The organism is Zavarzinella formosa DSM 19928, from assembly GCF_000255705.1.
Classification (GTDB): Bacteria; Planctomycetota; Planctomycetia; order Gemmatales; family Gemmataceae; genus Zavarzinella; species Zavarzinella formosa.
The window spans coordinates 684,835-702,915 of the sequence record NZ_JH636439.1 but is presented as its reverse complement, the minus strand read 5'-3'; the positions used below and the strand labels follow the sequence as shown (position 1 = coordinate 702,915).

Here is an 18,081-nt window from a genome sequence, read left to right as displayed (position 1 = left end):
TGAACCTCACGCGACGTGAGGTTGTATCGTTCCTCCGTGACCCCTGTTTCCGAGGACGCCGACATGCGTTTTGAAGCCGTGAAAGTGGGCGAATTGGCCCGACGAACCGGACTGACCATTCGCACGCTGCACCATTACGACGAGATTGGTTTGGTGACGCCCTCGCTGCACACCGAATCGGGGCACCGGCTCTATGCGTCCGGCGAAATCACCCGGTTGCAGCAGGTGATTTCCCTTCGACAACTCGGCTTTTCGCTGGATGAAATCCGCAAGTGTCTGGACGGCCCCGGCTTCTCCGCGATTGAAGTGATCAGCCTGCACATGTCGCGTCTGCGGGAACAGATGGAGTTACAACGGCGGTTGTGCGACCGGTTGGAATGGCTGGACAGCCGTCTCCGGGCGGCGGGGGAAGTTTCCGCTGACGAATTTTTGAAAACCATTGAGGTGATGACCATGATCGAAAAACTGTACACACCCGAACAAATGAAACAGTTTGAAGTGGCGGGCAAACAAGTTGGCCCGGAGGAGATTCAGGCGGTTCAAGATGGCTGGGCAGCCCTCCTGCCCGAGGTGCGGGCAAACCTCGGCCTCGACCCCGCCAGCCCGGCCGCCCGCGACCTGGCCCAACGCTGGCACGACCTGACACAACAAACGATGCGCGGCTTCCAATCGACGCCCGAGTTAAAACAGGCCATCGCGGACAATTACAAACAAGGCAAGTTCGAGGAATTCACGGGCGCGCCCCAAGCCGCCGACATGGCGTTCATCGAACGAGTGAAATCGGCTTGGCCATCCATCGGGAAGGATTGCTGACACTCGTTTGTTACAACTCATGGCCATCAATGGAATAGCATGAGACCATGTGGCAAACCCTTGTTCTTGGCCTGATTTCATTCATCCCGACAGCGGGACAAACTGATTCGTTGATCGAATCAACCGTGTGGATTCGTGCCGGTGATCGCTCCACCGGCACGGGCTTTGTGGTCGATGCCGAACGACGTTGGGTCTTGACCGCCCGGCATGTTGTCGGGGATCAGGAGAAGGTCGAAGTCTTTTTTCGTGATCCCGCCTTTTCGGATCATCACCGCGACGAATACCTCAAAAGCCGAACCGAACAGCGAAAAGCCGGGCGATGTGTCAGCGGCACAGTGATCGCCAAACAGGATGTCGCCGATCTTGCGTTAATCAAACTGGATTCCCTGCCAAAAGATGCCCCCGTAATTCGCTTCGCAGAATTTGCCCCTTCGGCAGGTGATTCCTGCCGATGTACCGGCCATCGGCAGGGTGTCGGCACGTTGTGGCTCCGCACGGATGGCGTGATCCGGCAAAGCGGCGAACTACGCGAAGGTTATGCGTGGGCCGGGGTGAAACTCGGCGTAGGTGTCCGCGTGCATTATGCCCAACTTCCCATTGATGTCGGCGACAGCGGAGCGGCCGTTGTCAATGCGCAAGGGAAACTCATCGGTCTGGTGTCCGCATTCGCGGGCCGGACTCCGGCGGCCACCATCGTGATCTCGGCCGACGAGATTCGCCAGTTTCTCGGGCAGATTCAAAAGACGAGTCCACCCGAGGCGAAATCATCCGGAGAAGTCCCCCAAGTTGTGCGGGCCACCGTATGGGTGCGCCCGGAGGCGACGGACGGGCGGTTTGCCGGGGTGTTGTTTTCTTGGGATAAAGGCATCATCCTCACAACCGCATCGGCCATCGGGGGGGAAGAACGGGCAACCATTATCTTCCCAAAATTCCGCGACGGACGATTGGTTTCCGAGGAGGCCGAGTATTCAGATCGCGTGGGATTACATCTCTCCGGGCATTTGCAACCGGCGGTCGTTTTGCATGTGGACAAGGAACGGGACCTGGCCCTGTTGAAAGCGATGTTCGTCCCGGAAACATCGAAGCCGATCCATCTGGCCGGACGGGACCCAAAAACGGGCGAGAAGGTGCTGGCCGTTTCTCATCCCACGGGGGTCGAAATGCGCTGGCTGCTTTCCTCCGGCACTGTTCGCGGGGCGGGGAAAGTAGTCCTGCATCCGGACCGGCCGGAGAAGGCTTCGGCCGTCGGAAGCCTCGCACTTCAAATGCCGCATCAGGGGAATTGTTCCGGCGGTCCGGTCGTGAACATGGAAAGCGAACTCATCAGCATCCTCGCCAGCCGGGAAGGCCCGCGACAGGAGTTGGCCTATGCCGTGAACATCGAAGAACACCGAAAATTCATGAGCGGGGCGCATCCGATGGTGCGCCCCGTGGATGTCGAAGACTATCTCACGATGTTCCGTAAATATCGCCTCGCGGATGCGGTCTTCGCCCAACGCCCGATCGCGGATGGCCTGAAAAAACATCCGGATGACATCCGGCTAAACGTTGAACGATTAATGGCTCTCGACTCTGATCAGAAGATTCGGACCGGGCTGGCTTCCCTGCGAGGGAAGCCAAAAACAGCCACCGAATTCTCCGCGATGGGGCGTGTCCGCCAGCGACTCGGCGATTTATCAGAGGCGAGAAAACTCTTTGAGGAAGCCCTGAAAATCGACGAAAAGTGCGTGTCGGCTCTTGTTGGCCGGGCGTCTCTCGCCAAAGGGGAAGAGGCCGAGAAAGATCTGCGTGCGGCCTCGCTGATTGATCCGACGTTCCCTGAGATTTACCGCGTGAGGGCGGCGATCTTGCCACGAACGACGGACGACGAGCGAAAAATCGTGATCGACGAACTGGCCCGTTTGTTGGAACTCGAACCGTATGATCTCCACGTTCGGGTGGAACGGGCGGGACTTCTGTATGCGTTGAGGGAATTTAAAAAAGCCGAGGGCGATTATCTTCGCCTGACAGAATTGTCCCCCGGCATGACCGAAGCTTGGGTGCGACTGGCCGACGCCCGGTTGAAGCAGGGAAAACAACCGGCCAGTGTGGAGGCCATGCGAACGGCCGTGCGGGTGGATCAGAAATCGCTTTCCCGCGCGGCGACCCTGATTCTCGCCCGCGCGGAGCATCTGATAAAGGACGATCCCAAGGACACCGACCGGGTGGTTGAGTGGTTAAAACAATCGCTTGGCGGGTTGGCAACGGCGATGTCACCGCACCAACTTCGGGAAATCATCGGCTGGCTGGAAGACCCGAAACTTACCAACGCCGACCGGGTGGCCCGCGTGCTGGAGCGCCTCGCCAGTTTCAATCAATAAACGTCGGAGGTCTCTCCTTATACCAATTTGAGGCTTTTGGGACTCGGTTCTCGAATTGAATTCTCGCTCAAACCGTGATATGATTTTAACATATCTCAAAACTTTTCGATTGCATCAGATCGGCGGACGAAGTATTTACTAGATACCACTTATTCCAATAAGTGCCCGCCAACTGTGCCTTCCTGCCTGAACGATTCATTCCACGCCGTTGACCTGATCGCCCGCTGACCCGCCGAGGCTCCTGCCATGCTCACCATCACTGGTAATCCCTCGAAATATTGCGATGGCGTTTCACGCCGTTCGTTCATGAAAATCGGGGCGTTTGCCTTCGGAGCCGCCCAGTTCAATCTTGCCGATGTGCTACGAGCCGAATCGGCCGCGCCCGGCAAATCGCTCGGGTCGTCCTCCCACAAGTCCGTCATCAATATTTTTCTCGGCGGCGGCCCTCCCCATCAAGACATGTGGGAAATCAAAACGGACGCTCCGGTCGATATCAAAGGTGAGTTCAAACCGATCTCGACCAAGGTTCCCGGCATTCAGATCGGCGAGTGTTTCCCGAAGATCGCCGCCTCGGCTGACAAGTTCGCTTTCCTCCGCGCAGTCGTCGGCGCCCGTGGCGGTCATGATGGCGTGCAATGCACCACAGGGATGGATGAGTCGGCCTTCAAGAACATGGGTGGCTGGCCAAGCATGGGTTCGATTCTCTCGAAGGTGTACGGACCGGTTGATCCGTCCGTGCCGCCGTTCGTGGGATTGGCCGCGAAGACCGCCCACATGCCTTGGAGCGATTGCGGTAAACCCGGTTTCTTGGGTTCGGCTTATGCCGCTTTCCGTCCCGAGGGGGATGGCCTTTCGGACATGAAACTGAGCGGAATCAACCAGAACCAACTTGGTGACCGCAAGCAACTGCTCGCCAGCTTCGACCAGATGAGACGGAACATTGATTCCAACGGCGGCATTCGCGGAGCCGACGCCGCCACCGAACGGGCGCTCGGCGTGCTGACTTCCAGCCGTTTGCTTGAAGCCCTTGACCTTTCCACGGAACCGGACAAAGTTCGATCCCGCTACGGCGACGGAAAGCCTTACAAGTTCCAATACGACGGCGCCCCGACAGTCAACGACCAACTCCTGATGGCCCGCCGTTTGGTGGAAGCCGGTGTCCGGTGTGTGACCCTCAGTTATGGGCGTTGGGACAGCCACGGCAAGAACTTTGACCTCGTCCGCGACCACGGCACGAAACTCGATCAGGGTCTGACGGCGTTGGTCGAAGACTTGGAAGTTCGCGGAATGCTGGCCGACACGACAGTGATCGCCTGGGGCGAATTCGGCCGGACGCCTCGCATCAACAAAGAAGCCGGGCGGGATCACTGGCCTCAAGTGAGTTGTGCCATCCTTGCCGGCGGCAATCTTAAAACCGGTCAAGCGATCGGCAGCACGAACCGCCTCGGCGAATACGCCGTCAGCGGGGCTGTGAGTTTCCCGGACGTTTTTGCCACCCTGTACCAATCAATGGGCATTGACCCTTACAACGTGACATTCGCCGACCCGGCAGGCCGCCCACAACATTTGTCCGAAGGCAAAGCCATCCGCGATCTGGTTTGATTTTTTGAGAACAAAGGCAGTTTTTTAGCCACGAATTGAACTCAGAAGACGGATGAAAACAGGGCCGAACACATCGGCCCTGTTTTCATCCGTCTTTCCAATTCTTGTTTTCAGCATGTCTTGGTTTTGTTCGAATCTGTGTTTCATCCGTGACTAAAAAATGTCTTCACTCTCTGAGTGTTCGATCAATGACCTCCGGGATAGGTTGAACATCAGCACTCCCCGAGGAACCCGTCATGTTTGTTCTGAGCGCTTTCGCTGATGAAATTTCCCCCGAACCACAGGAACAGATCGACGTTCTGAAAGCCTGCGGCATCCGGCACATCGAGTTTCGGTCAATTCACAAAACCAACGTCTTGATGCTGTCCGACGCCCAGATTGCGGACTTCAAAGCGTTGCTGGATCGAGAAGGATTCAAACTCAGCGCCATTGGTTCGCCGATTGGCAAGATCCGCGTCGATGAGCCGTTCGAGCCGCATCTGGAAAAATTCCGGCGGGCGATTCACCTGGCCAAATTGTTCGGCACGCCGAACATCCGCATCTTCAGCTACTACCCGCCGGAAAACTTTGACGGCGACTGGGCGCCCTATCGGGACGAGGTGATGAATCGGATGAAGGCCAAGATGGCCATCGCCGAGGCCGAGGGCGTGATGCTGTTCCACGAAAACGAACACAAGATTTACGGCGACTCCCCGGTGCGCCTGCACGACCTCTATCACACCGTGAAGGGGCCACACTTCAAGGCCGCGTTCGACCCGGCAAACTTCGCTTATTGCGGGTATGACACACTGGTTGGCTGGGAAGTTTGCAAACCATACACCGCTCACTTCCATGTGAAAGATTGGATCACCGGCCAGCCGCACGGCGTGCTAGCCGGCGAGGGGGGCGGCCAGTTCCCGATGATTATCGCCGACATGGTAAAGATGAAATATTCCGGCTTCGCCACGATGGAACCGCACCTGCTTGGTGGCGGCCCCACCGGCGGCATGACCGGTCCGGAGCTCTTCCCCAAGGCAGTGGCCGCGTTTAAGAAGATTGTGGAAACGGCCGGGGGCATGTGTTCGTAAGCAGGTTTTCTGAAAGGTCATTTGTCCCTCTCCATGCACAACATTTCCCTTCGCATGACAGATTCGGCCACCGGAAAGCCGACGCCGTGCCGATTGCACATCCGCGACGAGGCCGGGCGGTATTACCCGCCATTGGGGCGGGCCGCCGAGTTCCCCGGTCATCAAAACGAGGATGTCGGGGCCGGGCTTCGGCAACTTCAAAAATCATTTGCGGTGATCGACGGGGCTTGCGAGGTGCCGCTGCCAGGCGGGGTGCCGCTGCATTTTGAGATTTCCAAGGGGATCTTTCACAAGCCCATTTCTCAAGTCATTACCCTTGGCGCAGGCCAACTCACTTTGCGCTTTAACCTCGACCGCTGGAAACATGGCAGCGGTTTCGCCCAAGCCGACAGTCGGTGTCATTTTCTAACTCCGCACGCCGCCCGGTTGGAGGCCACCGCCGAAGGGTTGGATATCACCAATCTGCTCGCCGTGTCACGGGATATGCCCTCCATCGACGGCAAACTATACGCCTCCTTAACGAACATCACGGCCTTCAGCGGTCAGGCCGAGGCATTCGGCTCCCCGCGGGGCGGCGTGTATGTCAACACGCTGAACTTGCACCCGGTTTTGGGCCATTTGTCACTGTTAAACTGTCATCGGGTGGTTTATCCGCTGACGTTCGGCATGCTGGGCGAAAACGACGACTGGTCCCTCGGCGATTGGGCGGGCCAATGCCACCGCAAAAATGGCTTGGTCGTATGGTCCAACGCCTACCGGCCGGAAGCGGGTTTGCCGGGCGGCGAAGCTCTCGTCCAAGCGGTATACGGCCGGGTGGATGCGTTTGAAATCGACGGCCTGCCCCGGCAAACGCCGATCCTTCCCGCATGGTATCGTTTGTTGAATGCAGGGGTGATATTGCCCCTCCTTGGCGGTAGTGGAAAAGATTCCAACCAATTGCCGTTGGGATGTGTCCGCACGCTGACGCCTTTAATCGGAGATGAACTTCCCACTTACACGGAATGGATCGAACAGGTTCGACGCGGGGAATCCCAAGTAACCAACGGCCCGGTGATCCGCTGGATGATCAACGGCAAGCCCGCCTCATTGAAATTGAATGTGGACAAACCCGGCCGGATGACCGTCCATGCCGAAGTCCGAAGTCCGGTTCCGTTTGATCGTTTGGAACTAATTGCCAACGGGTCCATCGTTGCCTCCATTGGAAGCCGGGAAGATCATTCGGCCATCTTGGAAGCCGAGGTAGAAACCGGAGTCTGGCTGGCGGTGCGTTGTCGCGGCGGGCATGTGTCACCCATTTACCCGCAAATGCCGGTGTTCGCCCACACCTCGCCTGCGGTGGTCACTGTCAACGGCGAGCCAAATCGTCGCGATCCCGTGGCTTCGCAAATGCTTTTGAAACAGATCGCGGCGGTGCGCGAATGGGTGGAGACCACGGGCCAGTTTGGCGATCCGAAGTTCAAGAAAGAACTGCTCGCGGATATTACCGTTGTTGAAACGAGGCTCGCGGATGCCTGAGCCGTGGCCAAGCGTGACGACTGTCACTCATTTGGAAATGCTCTCTCCCGGAGAGTTGAAACCGAAAAACGCCCCGGCGAAGCAGGCGACGATCTATCGTGTGCCGCAACCGATGCCGTCGCTCAACCGCTTTTTCTATTACGCCATCGGTGAAGAATGGGGCTGGTTTGAACGCCGAATCTGGTCGCCAAATGATTGGTCCCGCCATTTGAACCGTCCCGAATTGGAAACGTGGATCGTCTCTTGGTCCGGCGTTCCCGCCGGGTATTGCGAATTGGAACGCCAGCCGGGTGGCAACGTGGAGATCTCTTATTTCGGCTTGTTGCCTCAATACACGCAAATGAAACTCGGGGGTTGGTTCCTTGGTGAAATGATCCGGCAAGCCTGGACCGGCGGCACAAATCGGGTTTGGGTGCATACCTGCGATCTCGACCATCCGGCCGCGCTCGCCAACTACAAGGCGAGGGGTTTTCGGGAGTTCAAGCAGACGCAAGAACCCGGGCCAATTCCCTTGGCCGAAATTTAGATTGCCCGGCATTGAATTGGCTTGAATAAACTGACCGGGCATGACCAATCGGTCTTCTCCAACGAGCATGCCCTCATGTCCGCGCCATTTGCCTACGACGTTGTGGATTATCCCTCAACCGCTTTGGCCCAAGCCCATCCGAGTCATTTGCACGCCATCGCCCGGATGTTCGGCTGTCCGGCCGCACCGGTCGAACGGTGCCGGGTTCTGGAGGCAGGATGCGGCGACGGCCTCCATCTCATCGCGTGCGCAGTCGGCCTGCCCGAGTCCACATTTGTCGGCATCGATCTGTCAACGATGGCCGTGCAACGCGGCAACCGGATGATCGCGGAGCTTGGCCTTGAAAACGTGACACTTCACGCCAGCGATGTCACCGCTTGGATGCCGCCTGCCAAGCCGTTTGACTATGCGATTGCCCACGGGTTGTATTCATGGGTTCCGTCGTTTGTTCGGGATGCCGTGCTGAAGTTGTTCGCCACTACCTTGGCCCCGACGGGGATCGGGTATGTCAGCTACAACACGTTTCCGGGTTGCCACATTCGCCGAATGCTTTGGGATATGCTGAAATTCCACTCGGCCGCCGAGGAAGATCCGGCCGCGAAAATTCGACAGGCTGTCGAGATGGCTCAATTCCTGATGGCCGGGTGGCCGGCTCCGAAAGAGACCGGGATGGCGCTGTTGAAAACAGAGTTGGAGGCCGTGTTGGAGAAACGCAACCAACAAGTGCTTTACCACGACGATCTCTCTGCGACCAACGATCCGGCATACTTCCACGAATTTGCCGCCCACGCCCGACAATTCGGGATGCGTTTCGTGGCCGAGGCCGAACCTCATTTGATGGAAACTCGGGGCTTTCCAAAAGACGTGGCCAATGTCTTGAATGGGCTGGCTTCCCAAGACGTGTTGTTGAAAGAACAATACCTCGACTTTCTACTGGTACGACGGTTCCGCCAGACTCTGCTGGCCATCGACGGGCGACCACCGCGGGAAGATCCGACGCCGGCGGCGATCACCGAACTGTTTCTCAGCGGAAAACCCAAGGCCGAGGGAGACACGATTGATCTGGCGCCGGGAGTGGCGGTCACCTTCCGCGCGACCCGGAATGCCGTCATCCGCACTGATTTGCCGATCGGCAAAGCAGCTTTGGAGATCATCGCCGCGACATGGCCGGGCCGGATTTTATTCAGCGACTTGTTTCAACAAGCCTCGGTGAAAATCGGGCAATTGAATCCTGATCCGCAAGACATGACCAGACTGGCCGAATTGCTCTCTGCAGTTTGGATGGCTGGGATGATCGAACTCCACGGACATCAACCGACGTATCGAGAGATTGTTGCCGAACGGCCGAAAGTGTGCCCGCTGGCCCGTTTGCAAGCCCGCCTCGGGCCAATGGTCACCAACCGGCTTCACGAAACAATGCGTTTTGAAGATGTGCCCAGCCGAAAACTGCTTGATTTGCTCGACGGAACCCGAGACCGGACGCAGATCGCCGCCGAGTTGATGAATTCCTTTCCACCCGACCAACGACCAACCCCGGCCGCCCTGCTGACCGGGTTGGATCGGAACTTGGAACGACTTGCCAAATCGGGCCTCTTGGTGGATTGAGAGGCTGCTCACGCAAATGCCGCTTCAGATGCGATTACTTCTTGGCCGCTTTTTGCGGGATGGCATTTTTTAAGTTCGCATCCAAATCGTGCTTCAAAGCTCTGTTTGCATTTTGCAACGCTTCAAGACTGATTTTGAGGTTGTCTTTCACCTCCTCGGCCGCGTCGAAATCAGCCGCCCGCCGGTTCATTAACTCAAGCAGACGCATGTGTTCTTTCTGCAACCCGGCAAACTGCTCGATCAGTTTTTGGTTTTCATCAGTCATCTTCTTAAGTTCCAATCGATCCACGGCCGTTTCAACCGGCAAGGACGCATGCAACTTGGTGGCGGCCGGAATAACTTCGCCGTCGTCCATCTTCACCAAGATCCGCAGCAATTTGTCGTCCAGCCCCCGTTTCAGGGCACAAGCTGATCCGTCCATCATGGCAACATGGATGGCGTTTGAAAATGGCCCCGCCATTTTCGGCATCGGTTTGGCCGGGTCGAACGGCAAATCGGCCGGTTTCGTCCAAGCTACGGAAGGCCCCGCCTCGACGACAGCCAGTGTGTTTGATGTGCCGTCCGTGATGCTAAACAAACCGATGCGAGGATACTCACCCGGTTTGGGCCCGGCGCCAGAAGGGGGCGTCCCAGGAACGGGCGACAGGCCCGGACCAGCCGGCAAACCCGCCGGTGGCGCTCCTCCTCCAGGTCCGCTGGGAATACCAGGGGCGGGAATCCCTTGTAAACCGCTGCCTCTGATTGGCGGAGGGCTTCCCGCACCCGGAGCAGAGCCAAATCCACCGGGGCCCCCGCCCGACCCGCCTTCCGCAGGTTTATCCTCGTTCAAACCGAGTGAAACCGGCATCGGGTGCAACGGCGTTCCCGGACCGGCAAAAGCCTGATAGTACGTGTGGCTGGAATCTTTCGGCTCGATGCCGACACGGTAGATGTCCGGCATTTTTGCGAGCAGTTTGAAGTTATGTTCGCTATCCCAAGGTTCGTTCAGTTTGAACTGCCGGTATAGTTCCTCAGATGCCTTGTCCCCCATGTACGGAAGGATGACCACCCGCCAGCTTAAAAGCGGCTTGCCAGTTTTGTCACGGATGTCGGCCGGAAGAAAGTTGTGTGTGTCCGAATACGCATGAATTGCCCTGACGATTCCCTGTAAATTCTTGAAGCTTCGTCTCCGTTGTAAAAAGTCAGCTTGGCGGTTGTCCGCCGGATCGACGGCCGGGGTTGCACCCGTCTTTGGTTCCGGTGTCGGCTCGCCCGGTGGGGGTGTTTTTTCCTGCGGCTCACGGCTGTTGCCGGTCGTGGTGTAACCCCAAACTCCAAGGCTGATACATAGCGCCGAGGCAATGATTGTTTTCATGATGAAACCTTTCGTCAAGGTGGTGGTCAGAGTCAACGCGGCCACGGTCTGGGGAACGACCGTGTCGCGGACAAACACGAGGGCGACACACACTTCAACCAACGGAGGGCTGACGGTCGCCTGCAATAATTCCGGCGAGAGAACGGCCAGCGCCAATCCGGCCCCGGCGATTCCCCGGTGTTCCAGTCGTCGTCGCAGGGTGTTTCGCCCCTGTTCCAATCGTCGTTTCAACTGATCGAACGAACAACCAAGTTGTTTGGCGGCCTCGTCTCGCGTAAGGCCGGTCAAATAACACAGCAACAATGGCGAACGAATCTTTTCAGGAAGTCGCTGAAGTTCCTCGTCAAGAATTCCCCGCACTTCCCGCCACGCAATGTCTGATTCCGTCGCAGCGGCCGAAACGGCTTCGGCCTCTGCGGGCATCGCTCTGACACCACGACGTTTGCCCCGTAATTTGTTGGCGATGCGAAACGCTGTCCGGTAAAGCCACGATGTTAGCGATTGCGGATCGCGAATCCGATTCTTGGAACGAGCCAACGTCAGAAACGTCGCTTGAAAAACATCCTCGGCTTCCGAACGGTCCGAGAGGATGCGATGGGCGCAAGCCAGCACCATCGACCCGTGGCGATGCACGAGGACTTCAAAGGCATCCTGCTCGTTCGACTGAACAAATCGATTCCACAACAGCAGATCCGACGGAGAAGCCGCGTCGGCACAAATCCGGCGAACATAATCCCGAAGATGTTGTGACGCTTGAAGGGACATGCTCGTCCTTCCCGCCGGGTGATACCGTTACTTTAGGTGAGAGCCGCCTTGCGAATTGGTGGCGCGGCTATTTTGGAAAAGTTATCAAACGGGAAATGGGAGAGGAACAATTGTTTCTCTGGTTGTCATCATCACCAAAATGCTCGGGCAACAGTCTTATTTTTGGTTCATCGGCGAAATCAGTTTGAAGATGGAATCAGCCACCAACCGATGCCCCGCCGTGCTGAGATGGACCCGGTCGTTGACAAACAGGGCATTGGGGTCGTCCTTGCCGGCCACATGAAAGGCCTTCTCCAAATCCGCGAGACCGACATTCCGGTCTTTGGCCGCTTTTCGGCAGGCCTCGGCCAGTTCGGCCGTTGTCTCCCATCGGGTTGCCCCCGGAACGGTGGTGAGGATCAGCACATCGGTGTGTCCGTCTGTCGCGCGTTGGATGCGATTCACAGCATCAACCATTGACTGGAAAAACTCCTCTCCCCTCATCCCGGCGTCCCAGTCGTTCCCGCCAAAACAAATCGTCACCAGATCGGGCTTGGGGGTTTTCTCCAGCCAACGGGGCATCAGCACCAGATTCTGCCGAAGTTGTGTTCCCCCGATGGCCGGATTGATGATGGTGATTTCCGATTTGGAGGACTTCTGAAGTTCCTCTTTCAACAAGCTCGGCCAGTCAACCTTGCGATTGGCCCAATGATGAGTGTCAGTCAGCGAATCACCCATCGTCACGACAGAAACGGGCTTGCCGGCCTTCAACAAATCCCGGACATGCCGCAGTGCCGGGCGATCCGTTTTGAATTCTTTCGCCGGCCGTTCGATGGTGGGTTCCAACCGAATGTCATCAATGGCGAACGAGCAAGCGGGATACTCACCCCAATACCACCATTTGCCAATCCATAGCCCGGAGAGTTTTGATGGTTGATTTCCATCTTTGCCCCCAAGCGGCTTATTGTTCTTGTCGGGCAGAACCGGAATCAAATCGGACCAAGCCACGCTGATTTTGGTCCATTCGGTTTGCTTGATTGGAAACGCCACATCATAGCGAGCGGCGTAATCATCATTGTAAATGAATTGAAGCCCGCCGAGCGAAGAGGAACCATCCCCCTTCACCCAGAACGAAAACCCGGCGGCTTTGTCCCATTCAGGTGTGCCGTGGACGTTGCTGGTGAAGAAGGCACTGCGTGCTTCCTTCTCGAATTTGAACTGGATCGCCTTGCCGACTTTGCCGTCAACGAGTTGGGCGGTTGCCTTCTCTTTGGGAGACTGAAATCGCAACTCATCCATTGAGGTGATGAGAGTATTTTCCGCAAGACAGTGAGGAGATCCCACGAACATCCCGGCAGCCAAGATCAACAGCGCCAACTTCATGGGAACACTCTCGGAAGACGGCATCCAAGAATCAAGTCAGGTCGGCCAGAGGGCCGTCACCGCAGTAGTTGGGGCTGCCGAACTTCGTGATCCGATGGCCGAAACCGTGTGCCAAGGACATCAGCAGCCGGTTGTGGGCCACTTGCTTGTACTTGAGGGATCGGCCCATCTTGAAGTCGAGACCGCCGCCGACGAGCAAGAACGGAATGTCGTTCAGGGTGTGGGAATTGCCCTTCCCGAGTTCGTTGGTCCAGACAATCAATGTGTTGTCAAGCAGGCTGCCCGTGCCGCCCGGTTCCGGAGTTTCGGAGAGACGCTTCGCCAAATAGGCAAGTTGTTCGCAAAACCACTTGTTGATCTTGGTGAGCTTTTCCTGGGCTTTTTCTTCTTTGTCCGGCTCGTGGGAAAGTTCATGATGCCCTTCGGTGATGCCCAGCCACTTCATCCGGGCCATCCCCACGGAGTTCGTGTATTGCAGGGTGGCGATCCGGGAGGCGTCGGACACAAAACTGTTCACCATCAGGTCGATTTGCATCTTGCTGATCTTGGGGATGTTGTCATTGTCGTGCCGAACCCCCGGTTCGATTTCGGGAACCTTGTGCCCCGCCGCCATCCCCTTGTCGGCCTTCAGTTCTTGCTCCATCTCGCGGACAAACGTAGCGTGTTCGTCAAGCAACTTGCGATCTTCACCGCTGACTTTGTCGGCCACTTTTTTGAGGTCCGCGTTCAGGTCGTCCATCACGCTGGCCAGCACCTGATTGTCCTTGGCCCGGCCGTACAACTTCTTGAACATCTGATACGGGTCGTCAATCGGGGCGATCGGCTTATTCGGCCCGGAATACACCATCCGCGTCCATGTGTCGGCCCGTTCGGGAACCATCACGCCGAATTCCAAGCTCCCGAAGCGGGTCTTGGTGGCAGGATCGGCTTGCAGATGCGACTTGATTTCTTGGTCAATCGAATTCCCCTTCGACCACCCGGCCGGGGTGTCCGACCCGCCTTGGATGTTGCCGGGGAACAATTCGGTCCCGGTCAACAGACAGCCGATGCCCCGCATGTGGGCGTCGCCATCGCCGCGAACCTTGTCACACACGCCATGCAGGAAGAGGCTTTGCTTTTTGAACGCCTCCAGCGGGGAAACGCTTTCCTTGAGCTTGAAGTCAGCCCCGGTTTCATCGGGCCAGAAGTTTTTGGTGACCACGCCGTTCGGGCTGAACATCACAACGAGCCGTTGCTTCCGTTTCGATTGATTGGCGAACCCAAGGCTCGGCAAATTCAGGACGAAAGGAAGCGTGGCCGCCCCAAGTCCCAGATCACGAAGGAAGTCCCGGCGGTTTCGTTGTGTCATGTGGGTGGCCTCAAAAATCGGAAGGTGTTCAGGCGGGTATTGAGATGATAGCACCCCAATATCTGATTCGGTAGTTTCTTCGACAAAAACGTAGATTCAACTCGGCTTACTTTCTCACGGTTTTGGAGCTCGCCGCCAGCGCCGAACCGGCGACAATCTCGACGGCCAACTGCCGCACGTGAAACCCGCTTTTGGTGAAGGTATCTCGCAATTCGGTCGTGCGGGTCGAGCCATAAGCTCGCACGGATTGTTGCACCAGATGGTGGAACATCTGCTCGGCAAAAGCGGTGTGAACATCGGGGCTGCCGGCCAGAAACTTTGCCAGTTCCCCGGCACCCTTGAACGTTTTTGTCTCGCCGGATCGTGTCAGATAAGTTCCCGTCGGGTCAATTTCCTTGTTGTTATCCTTCAACCGATATCGACCGACGGCATCGAAGTTCTCCAACGCGAACCCAAGGGGGTTGATTACCAAGTGGCATGACTGGCAGTTCGCCCCCTTGGTTTGCAACTCCACCCGTTGACGGGTTGTCAGGTTGGGGTGCAGTTCGGCCGGGATCGGCGTGAACGCCTCTTGCGGCGGCTTCAGCCCCGTGCCCAGAATCCCCTTGGCCAGAAAAACGCCCCGGTGAATCGGCGATGTCTCGGCCGAATAGGCAAGCGTCGTCATCAGGTATGGGTGAGTCAACACTCCCGTGCGTTTGCCCGGTTCAAAGGCCGTCTTGGCAAACGAGGCATCAGCCGGGAGATCGACACCGTAATACTTCGCCAACCGGCCATTCAGGAAGGTTTCCTCACTGATCAGAAGTTGTCGAAAATCGGATTTGTCGGACCACACCACATCATCCAAGGTGAGATCCAGCGATGTGCGGAGATCGCCGACAATGGCCGCGTCGAATCCGGGGAAGCGTTTGGCGTCCTTCACCGCATCGCGGCCGTGGTCAGTCTTCAGCCAATGATGGAGGAACCCCAACAGGCGGGTCTTGGCGCGGGTGTCCCAAATCATCTTGTCGTTGAGGTGCTTTTTCACTTCCTCGGGAGTCTTCAGTTTCCCGGCGGCGGCGAGATCCAAGAGTTCCTGATTGGGAATCGAGTCCCACATGGCAAACGCCATGCGGGCGGCGACATCGTATTGGTCCGGTTCGCCGCCGGACGGCTCGCGGTAGAGAAATCGGGGCGATTTGAGGATCATTAGCATCGCCCGTTTGACAGCCGCTTGAAGGTCGGGGTTGGACTCCATGGGGCGAGTGACGTACACCTTTTCCAGATCATCGGTGACCGGCTTTCGGAACGCCAGCTTGGCCATCTGCCGGATGAATGTCTTGATCTTCTCGGCCCGTTTGTCGTCCTTTTCGTTGGTCTTCGCCAATTCATTGATGCGGAGGGACACATAATCAGCGGCATCCAACGCGGAATCTGTCGTCGCCTGGTCCCACGCCTTGGAAACGGTCGTCCCGCGCTCCCATCCATAACTTCGGTCGTCCGGCGGGAACTTCGTGGTCACCACATAAGTTTCCGGGGACCACTGCGGGGAAAGTTGGCGGGAGGGAATCGTTTCAGCGGTTCCGTTCGGCTGCTGCCAAAGCAACGTCACAAACGCAGGCAAGGGCTTCGGGTTCTTGTCCTTGACACCTTGCAATGCCTTGGAGAAATCAAGCCGGATCGGATAAACCCGGCCGCCAAGCAAATAGACGGTCCCTTTGTATTCGTTGTCGTTCCCGGAACGAACATAGCCGTCGGCAATCGGATTTTTGTTATCGTTCACGAACAATCGCACGGACTGATTGCTCTTCACAATGAAGGTGTATTCGCCGGTTTCGGGAATCAGCACGCTCCCGGTCCAGCGGATCGAAAACTCTTTTGCGTCAAAATCCTTCTCGGCCGGGGCGTTCACGCCGAAGTCGAATTTCACCTCGGGATCAGTTCGTTCGATCAGTCGTTTGCCGGGATTACGTTCTTTGAAATACTCCCCTTTGAGTCCGCGATTCTTGTCCCACCAAGTGGCGTTGCCCCGGAAGTGGCCTATCATGTCAGCGACCGCATTGCGATATTGGGAAACGGTCAATCGCGCAAGTTCCACCCGCACCGGGTTGTTCCGCTCGCGGGCGGCCACTGAATAAAACTTGTCAAACGCGTAGGAAGCGACTGCCAGCGAATCTTCTTTTGACAAGGAGCCGGGGTCTTCCTTCGGCATCGTCTTTTGAATCTGAAGGGCAAGCTGCGGCGAGGATTTGTCACCAATCAGGGGCTTGGGATATTTCTTGGACCCTTCGCCCGCTTTTCCGTGGCAAAAGGCGCATTGTGTCGTGTAGATTTGTTCACCGGTCGCCCCGTGGCAGTGATTGGCCACGCCACCGATTAACAGCACAAAAACAAAGTTCAAACGACGCATGAAAAAATCATCCAGGGAACAAATGACGTTCGCTCATAGCGAACAGGAGAGGCGGGATAAAGTCAGTATCGGCTGAAATGAGTCGGCGGTCAAGTTGGTGATTGGATTCAAACATGCCCAAAGGCAGCCCGGCCTTTGGCTCCCACAAATCTCTGATTCAAATGAGGAATCCACCCATCCGTTATCAGATCCGGCCTGAATCCCTGGTCACCGACGATGATGACTTGAGGTATTTGATAAAGATTTGGCCAGATTCAAGACAAAAATGAGCCAAGATGTTCGATCAGGTAGCTAAGCAACACTATGTTAATTAATGGTAATTGTTTTGGATATGCGAGGCGCCCGAACTCCGATGAGCCCCCCAAGTAACACGGATTCTCCGTTGGTCTTGGTCATCGACGACAACCATGCCGTCCGCCGACTCCTACGCCACATCATGGAACGCGAGGGGCATCGGGTCATTGAAGCCCGCGATGGCGCCGAAGGTCTCACCCTTCTAAGTGAGCGCGACCCCGATTTGGTCTTGCTTGACCTCGACATGCCCAAAATGGGCGGGTTGGAGTTTTGTCAACTCATCAAAAGCCAGTCTCGCACCCGTTTGGTTCCGGTGGTCATCATCACAGGCCGCAGTGTCGAAGAGGCCCGTCTCCATGCGTGGGAACTGGGGGCCGACGACTTCCTGACGAAACCGTTCCAAAACAACGAAGTGGTCACCCGTTGCAACGCCTTGCTTCGCGTCAAGAAACTGGTCGATCAACTCGACGATGCGCAGGCGGTATTATTTGCGATGGCTCGGGCGGTGGAAGCGAAAAGCCCGCATACTCATGGCCACACCGAGCGAGTGACCGAATACGCCCTGGCACTGGCGAGAAAATTAGGCGTCTCCCCGGCCGATCTTGATGTTCTGCGAGTCGGCGCGGCCCTGCACGACCTCGGCAAGATTGGCATTCCGGATGAAATCCTCAACAAACCGGGAAAACTAACCCCGGAAGAATACGCCATCGTCAAATTGCATCCGGTCGCGGGAGTGAGGATCGTCGAACCACTGAAGTCGGTCCGGCAATCCTTGCCCATGGTTCGCTGGCATCACGAACGGATGGACGGCGGCGGTTATCCCGACGGGATCTTCGGCGGGTCGATCCCATATCTCGTTCGGATTCTCTCCGTGGCCGACGTCTACGATGCCCTGTCCAGCAGCCGTCCGTACCGGCCCAAACTTCCCACGGACCAATGCCTGGCGATCCTTCGCAAAGAAGCCGCCGGAGGTGGCCTCGATCCGGAATTAGTGGATTGTTTCATCGCCATGCTGCCCGAACTGTCCGCGATCGCGGACAAGGGCATCTTGCTTCCGGCGGGCAATTAACAAAAACGCTGT

Annotated in this window: 12 protein-coding genes; 8 read left to right on the top strand and 4 right to left on the bottom strand. The window is 57.0% G+C overall.

Going from position 1 to position 18,081, the window contains the following annotated elements:
- Nucleotides 1-63 precede the first annotated feature (63 nt).
- The 7 genes from BGIM_RS0103860 (at nt 64) to BGIM_RS0103825 (ending at nt 9,488) form a co-directional block, all read left to right on the top strand.
- Entirely contained in the window at nt 64-813 is a 750-nt protein-coding gene (locus BGIM_RS0103860) for a MerR family transcriptional regulator (protein WP_020468482.1), read from the top strand.
- A 47-nt stretch (nt 814-860) separates the two neighbouring features.
- Complete coding sequence (locus BGIM_RS0103855; RefSeq protein WP_020468481.1) at nt 861-3,173, top strand: tetratricopeptide repeat-containing S1 family peptidase; 2,313 nt, start codon at nt 861-863, stop codon at nt 3,171-3,173.
- 246 nt (nt 3,174-3,419) lie between these two features.
- Nucleotides 3,420-4,775 carry a DUF1501 domain-containing protein gene (locus tag BGIM_RS0103850; protein WP_020468480.1) on the top strand — a complete coding sequence of 452 codons (1,356 nt, stop codon included), beginning with the start codon at nt 3,420-3,422 and terminating at the stop codon, nt 4,773-4,775.
- 236 nt (nt 4,776-5,011) lie between these two features.
- The gene (locus BGIM_RS0103840) at nt 5,012-5,842 is read left to right on the top strand and encodes a sugar phosphate isomerase/epimerase family protein (RefSeq protein WP_020468478.1); all 831 of its coding nucleotides are present in this window, start codon (nt 5,012-5,014) and stop codon (nt 5,840-5,842) included.
- Nucleotides 5,843-5,863: 21 nt separating this feature from the next.
- Nucleotides 5,864-7,357, top strand: coding sequence for a CehA/McbA family metallohydrolase domain-containing protein (locus tag BGIM_RS0103835; protein WP_157368594.1), 1,494 nt, complete (start codon nt 5,864-5,866; stop codon nt 7,355-7,357).
- Nucleotides 7,350-7,883 carry a GNAT family N-acetyltransferase gene (locus tag BGIM_RS48545; RefSeq protein WP_020468476.1) on the top strand — a complete coding sequence of 178 codons (534 nt, stop codon included), beginning with the start codon at nt 7,350-7,352 and terminating at the stop codon, nt 7,881-7,883. The genes BGIM_RS0103835 and BGIM_RS48545 overlap by 8 nt, the downstream gene beginning before the upstream one ends.
- 75 nt (nt 7,884-7,958) lie before the next feature.
- A complete protein-coding gene (locus tag BGIM_RS0103825; protein ID WP_157368593.1) occupies nt 7,959-9,488 on the top strand; it encodes a methyltransferase regulatory domain-containing protein in 1,530 nt (509 codons plus the stop codon).
- Nucleotides 9,489-9,522: 34 nt separating this feature from the next.
- Here BGIM_RS0103825 and BGIM_RS56885 read toward each other — a convergent pair whose 3' ends face one another.
- The 4 genes from BGIM_RS56885 to BGIM_RS0103805 all read right to left on the bottom strand — a co-directional run bounded on the left by BGIM_RS56885 (nt 9,523) and on the right by BGIM_RS0103805 (nt 16,706).
- Nucleotides 9,523-11,607 (bottom strand): sigma-70 family RNA polymerase sigma factor, encoded by a 2,085-nt coding sequence (locus BGIM_RS56885; protein ID WP_020468474.1) that lies wholly within the window; start codon nt 11,605-11,607, stop codon nt 9,523-9,525.
- Between the two features lie 156 nt (nt 11,608-11,763).
- A complete protein-coding gene (locus BGIM_RS0103815; RefSeq protein WP_020468473.1) occupies nt 11,764-12,969 on the bottom strand; it encodes a GDSL-type esterase/lipase family protein in 1,206 nt (401 codons plus the stop codon).
- 31 nt (nt 12,970-13,000) lie between these two features.
- A complete protein-coding gene (locus BGIM_RS0103810) occupies nt 13,001-14,317 on the bottom strand; it encodes a DUF1552 domain-containing protein (RefSeq protein ID WP_020468472.1) in 1,317 nt (438 codons plus the stop codon).
- A gap of 106 nt (nt 14,318-14,423) precedes the next feature.
- On the bottom strand, nt 14,424-16,706 hold the full coding sequence (locus BGIM_RS0103805; RefSeq protein WP_020468471.1) for a DUF1592 domain-containing protein: 2,283 nt from the start codon (nt 16,704-16,706) through the stop codon (nt 14,424-14,426).
- A gap of 352 nt (nt 16,707-17,058) precedes the next feature.
- On the opposite strand from BGIM_RS0103805, the gene BGIM_RS48535 reads away from it, so the two are divergent.
- On the top strand, nt 17,059-18,069 hold the full coding sequence (locus tag BGIM_RS48535) for an HD-GYP domain-containing protein (protein WP_020468470.1): 1,011 nt from the start codon (nt 17,059-17,061) through the stop codon (nt 18,067-18,069).
- Nucleotides 18,070-18,081: the final 12 nt, after the last annotated feature.